Origin of the sequence: Microcystis sp. LSC13-02 (assembly GCA_002282935.1) — a bacterium.
In the GTDB taxonomy this organism is placed as follows: Bacteria; Cyanobacteriota; Cyanobacteriia; order Cyanobacteriales; family Microcystaceae; genus Microcystis.
Map to the genome: position 1 here is coordinate 1 of MTBT01000207.1, position 4,672 is coordinate 4,672.

Annotated in this window: 7 protein-coding genes; 4 read left to right on the forward strand and 3 right to left on the reverse strand. The window is 33.4% G+C overall.

The window, feature by feature from the left end; all coding sequences use genetic code 11:
• The first annotated feature begins 123 nt into the window (after nt 1-123).
• The 4 genes from BGL89_RS12540 (at nt 124) to BGL89_RS12555 (ending at nt 3,680) form a co-directional block, all read left to right on the forward strand.
• The gene (locus BGL89_RS12540) at nt 124-585 is read left to right on the forward strand and encodes a hypothetical protein (protein WP_158200301.1); all 462 of its coding nucleotides are present in this window, start codon (nt 124-126) and stop codon (nt 583-585) included.
• Between the two features lie 26 nt (nt 586-611).
• Nucleotides 612-1,787, forward strand: coding sequence for a hypothetical protein (locus BGL89_RS12545; RefSeq protein ID WP_158200300.1), 1,176 nt, complete (start codon nt 612-614; stop codon nt 1,785-1,787).
• Nucleotides 1,788-1,886: 99 nt separating this feature from the next.
• Entirely contained in the window at nt 1,887-2,750 is an 864-nt protein-coding gene (locus BGL89_RS12550) for a sulfotransferase family protein (RefSeq protein WP_286825987.1), read from the forward strand.
• A gap of 63 nt (nt 2,751-2,813) precedes the next feature.
• Nucleotides 2,814-3,680, forward strand: coding sequence for a sulfotransferase family protein (locus BGL89_RS12555; RefSeq protein WP_158200298.1), 867 nt, complete (start codon nt 2,814-2,816; stop codon nt 3,678-3,680).
• 57 nt (nt 3,681-3,737) lie between these two features.
• On the opposite strand, the gene BGL89_RS12560 is transcribed toward BGL89_RS12555, so the two are convergent.
• From BGL89_RS12560 to BGL89_RS12570, 3 genes are all read right to left on the reverse strand, one after another.
• Nucleotides 3,738-4,001 (reverse strand): type II toxin-antitoxin system RelE family toxin, encoded by a 264-nt coding sequence (locus BGL89_RS12560; protein WP_286825988.1) that lies wholly within the window; start codon nt 3,999-4,001, stop codon nt 3,738-3,740.
• Entirely contained in the window at nt 3,994-4,185 is a 192-nt protein-coding gene (locus BGL89_RS12565; protein WP_158200296.1) for a hypothetical protein, read from the reverse strand. The genes BGL89_RS12560 and BGL89_RS12565 overlap by 8 nt, the downstream gene beginning before the upstream one ends.
• Before the next feature lie 65 nt (nt 4,186-4,250).
• Nucleotides 4,251-4,672 (reverse strand): Uma2 family endonuclease (locus BGL89_RS12570; RefSeq protein WP_286825989.1); only part of this gene is annotated, 422 nt, incomplete at its 5' end.

Below are 4,672 nucleotides of genomic sequence, written 5' to 3' on the forward strand. Positions count from 1 at the left end.
CTGTATAGATTTCAGCTACTTTTAGGCGTAGGCACTCTCATCGAATTTTATTTTAAGTTAATTATTTGCATAACAATTACCGAAGAGCCAGCATAAGAAACATTTGACAAGGAGGAATAAACGATGATTTATCCACAATATAAAATTATAAAAACTGCCTTATTAGTTGTCTGTTTAGCTATTATTTTCGTCGGTTCTACTAAACAATTTTGGCCGATAACCAGTTGGTCGCTATATTCTCGCTATCGTCCTTCATTTCCCTCATCTTCAGCTACTTCATTTCAAGTAATAGTATTCAGTAACACCAATCAAGTCTATGAGATACCCCTGAAAGATATTTTATCAGATGAACACCTAGATAAGCTGACCATGCCGTTAATTCAAAAAATTGTCGATCAAGATGAAAAAAATTCATCAAAAAAATCTCTGGTTAATTTAATTCAAAAAACTCTGCCAACTGTTGACATTAATAAGATTGAAATATGGGAATTACAGTGGACAGTAAATCCCCTATATCTTCCTCCTTTAGACCATGAACATCCTAAGCAAAAAGACTTAAGAAGCACCATAGTAATTGATGGATAAATAGCTTATCATATCAGGTTTATTTTATGTCAAAATTTTCTTGGGTTCAAAAACTTAATATCTCAATAGACAAATGGTTAACTTACCCCGAAAAAAATGCGGCTGGCCGACTTGGGCTTTTCCGGATTATCTTTGCTATTTTCTATCTTTGGTTCATGAGTTTTCATTCTGCTATTAAGTTAAGCTATGTACCAATTTCTTTGTCCAGAACTGAGTTTTTATTTACCTTTGACAATTTCTTAAAATTTCTTCCTTCCCAGACTTGGGTAGTCTTAGAAACCATTGTTGTTGCCTTATTGATTCTTTTATTTATTGGATATAGAGTTCGGATTGTAACCTTACTCTTACTAATTTTTGGAACTGTTCTGGAAAGCTTTTATTATAAATTAGCGAATGAAGACTCTACCGTTATGCTCGTTTTTTATATTCCTTTATTCATGTTTCTGAGTAATCGATGGGGGGATACTTATTCCCTAGATTCACTGTTAAAAAAACGTTCAGGACATATCCCTATTAATCCCTCTGATTCATCTCCTCCTTATAGTGTTCCAATTCGCAGTTTATTAGTGATTTTATGCTTATTGTGGTTCTTTACGGGAATGTGGAAAGCAATAGGAGGGGCTTGGTTTGGTTATCCACAACTAATGTCGAATCATATTCTGATAAGAAGCATCGAGTCAAGTCTTTTCAACTTACCCCTTAATCCTGTTTTATTTTGGGTAGCAAATCATCCTCTAGTGGCTTACGGTTTACAAGTCTTCATTGTTATTTTTGAAGTCCTCTTTATCTTAGCTTTGATTCATCCTAGATTGCGATATCTTTTTTTGTCTCTAGCCTTAATTTTTCACGCCATGAATGCCCTTTACTTTGTGATCACTTTTACGAACATCATAATTATTTATCTCTTATTTTTTGATTGGCAAGAATTGAGAGAAAGGCTGTTTCCATCTCCGATTAATCTGTTTACGGGTATTCCAGTTTTATGGCTTAAAGGAATAACTTTAGGATTAGCTGTCTTGTTGAGTATTCTCTGGAATGCTAATAATGGAATTAGAAATTTAATCAATTTTAGAGAATGGTTAAATTGGCACGGAATTTTCTATTTTGTACTTCCCTTAGCTATAATTTGGTTTTTTATTAATGTTTCAAAAATTATTCATTCACTGACAATAATGACCAAAACTAAAGTTAAGAAAAGATGAGTTAGTTAAGAATGTAAAAATTCATTAACAATTCAGACAAACCTTATTCAATCTCTAACCAAAGTTATCATGATGCTCAATCTACTTAAATCTACCTCTTTGTCCGAAAATAAACAAGGAACTCTCCCTGATTTTATTATTATTGGGGCAATGAAATCTGGAACAACTAGCCTACACTATTACCTCAACTGTCACCCAGAAATTTATATGTCACGGGAGAAAGAACTCAGGTTTTTTGTAGAGTCTAACAACTGGACTAAAGGTATTGAATGGTATAAATCTCAATTTATAGGTAACGCTAAAATCTCTGGAGAAGCTTCACCTGCTTATACAAAATATCCCATTTTCAGAGGAGTTCCTGAAAGAATGCACTCTGTTATTCCTCATGCTAAATTAATTTATGTTGTTCGAGATCCCATTGAGAGAATTATTTCCCATTATGTTCATAGATATGCCAGTGGAACAGAGGATAGAACCTTAGCAGAAGCGTTGATGAATTTTAAAAATGAATCCTATAACTTTTATGTTTCTCGTAGTCAGTATTATCTGCAGATAGAGCAGTATCTACAGTATTATTCACCCAATAACATTCTAGTCATCTCCTCTGAAGAATTATCAAACATACCTCAAAAGACTCTACAAACTATTTTCAAGTTCTTAGAAGTGTCGGACAATCCTGAATTCATTAAATGTCAAAAAAAAATACATACATCTATTAAAAAACGGAGAAAAACAAAGTTAGGTAATCAGATTACAAGCTTACCGATTATGTCAATAATTGATCATCTTCCCTCTAGCTGGAAATACTATCTGAATAAGTTAATTTATTTTCCTTTTTCCACCCCCATCAAAAAACCACAGTTATCAAAGGATTTAAGGATTCGATTAATCGATTATTTACAAGAAGATATAAATCAATTACGCACTTTTACTGGGAAAGATTTTAATGAGTGGTGTCTTTAGAGTAGAGGAGCGAAAAAACTTCGGGATTCTTATTCATCTTTACTCAACTTTCTCCTAAGACCAATGAAAAAAATCAAAAAAGAAGATTCATTTTCTGAAAAATTAGCCAAACTACTAGATGCCATTCAATTATATCTGCCCTCCGCTTATGGAGGTTGGGAAAATAGAGAGCTTTGGCAAGATATTAATACCTATTGTTTATTTTTAGGTTATCCCCGAAGTGGACATAGTTTAATTGGTGCATTACTTAACGCTCATCCTAATATTGTTATTGCTCATGAATTGGGTGATTTAAAGTATGCCTACTTAGGGTTTAAACGAGAGCAACTTTATTATCTTTTGATGAAAAAAGCGGAATTATCAGCCGAAAAAGAGCGTAAATTGGGAGGTTATAATTATTATGTACCCAAGCAATGGCAAGGCAAATTTACTTCAATAAAGGTAATTGGGGATAAACAAGGAGAGGGAACAACCTTAAGGATTCAAGTCAATCCTCTTTCTTTAGAACGTTTACGTCAGACTATCAATGTTCCCATTAAATTTATTCATATTATGAGAAATCCCTATGATAATATTACTACTATGTCTAAGAAAACATCTAAGCTGGATTATGATTTATTAAAAAGTATTGATCACTATTTTTTTCTATGTGAGGCGATCACCCAACTTAAGACACAGCTTGCTCCCCATGAAATCTATGAACTTAAACACGAGTTATTTTTGGAAAATCCTCAAATTTATCTCAAAGCAATTTGTGATTTTTTAGGAGTTGAGACAACCCAAGAATACCTAGAAGATTGTGCTAAAATCGTCTATAAGTCTCCCAATAAAAGCCGTCACAGTATTGCTTGGAATCCTGAACAAATTGAGCAAGTCCAAACAAAGATTAATCAGTATTCATTCTTGTCAGGTTATACTTATGATAATTAATCGGATCTGTTTATAATTTTAAGGATAAGGATTATTTGTAAAAAATATGTTTCTTTTTCATTCTTTATAAACATCTTGGCGATGTCTAATTCTGGTGATTTTTATTATTTTATCATGATCATCTATTGTGTAAACAATGCGATAATCACCGACACGAACCCGATATAATTGATCTTCTCCTTGTAGTTTAACAACACCAGAGGGACGAGGATCTTGCTGTAGTTTATCAAGACTTTCACCCACCCGTTGCTTAACCGAAGGGGGTAATTTTTTGAATTCTTTGGCTGCAGAAGTTTTAAATTGAATTCGATAATTATTCATTGAGTGTATTTTCTGTTTCTAATTCTTGTTTTAACTCATCCCAAGAAATTTCTAATTCATTTTCCCGACTACGAGAGACTAAAATATCTGAAAAATCTTCCCAAAGTTCTCCCCATTCTTCTAAGTCAATGAGGACAGCTTTCTTTTCACCTTTTTCATTAATTACAAAGTTAATTCCTTTCATAATTGTTTTAAAAACGGAACCGTACACCTAATTGTACCATAAATCTGAGATACTCCCATCAATAACTATTCCTCTTCTAAACCTAATCCTAACGCCTGTAAGCGTTCAGCTAGTCGGTCTGCACGTTTTTTCTCTTTATCCGCACGTTTTTTCTCTTTATCCGCACGCTGTTTTTCTTGACGCATTTGAGACTCTAACTCAACGGTTGTTAAAAACTTCTCTCCATCGGGACGATACAATTCTAAGCTTGATTCATTCCAGATAAAACGCACTCCTAAACGAGGACTTGTCCAGTCATTGATGGGGATAATTTCTGCTAAATTTTCTCCCTGTCTTTGCCATCCTTGTAAACGACAGCGCATCGGATTATATAAATAGTATTCTTCTACCCTATAAGTGTCATAAAACTCTAATTTTCGACTCATTTCTGCTTTTGTATTCTTCGGTGATAGAATTTCAAAAACCACTTGAGGAGCGATATTTTCTT

What these genes read in the sequence shown, in the direction of transcription:
- BGL89_RS12540 (WP_158200301.1), top strand. Translation starts at nt 124, where the DNA reads ATGATTTATCCACAATATAAAATTATAAAAACTGCCTTATTAGTTGTC.
- BGL89_RS12545 (WP_158200300.1), top strand. Translation starts at nt 612, where the DNA reads ATGTCAAAATTTTCTTGGGTTCAAAAACTTAATATCTCAATAGACAAA.
- BGL89_RS12555 (WP_158200298.1), top strand. Translation starts at nt 2,814, where the DNA reads ATGAAAAAAATCAAAAAAGAAGATTCATTTTCTGAAAAATTAGCCAAA.
- BGL89_RS12560 (WP_286825988.1), bottom strand. Translation starts at nt 4,001, where the DNA reads ATGAATAATTATCGAATTCAATTTAAAACTTCTGCAGCCAAAGAATTC.
- BGL89_RS12565 (WP_158200296.1), bottom strand. Translation starts at nt 4,185, where the DNA reads ATGAAAGGAATTAACTTTGTAATTAATGAAAAAGGTGAAAAGAAAGCT.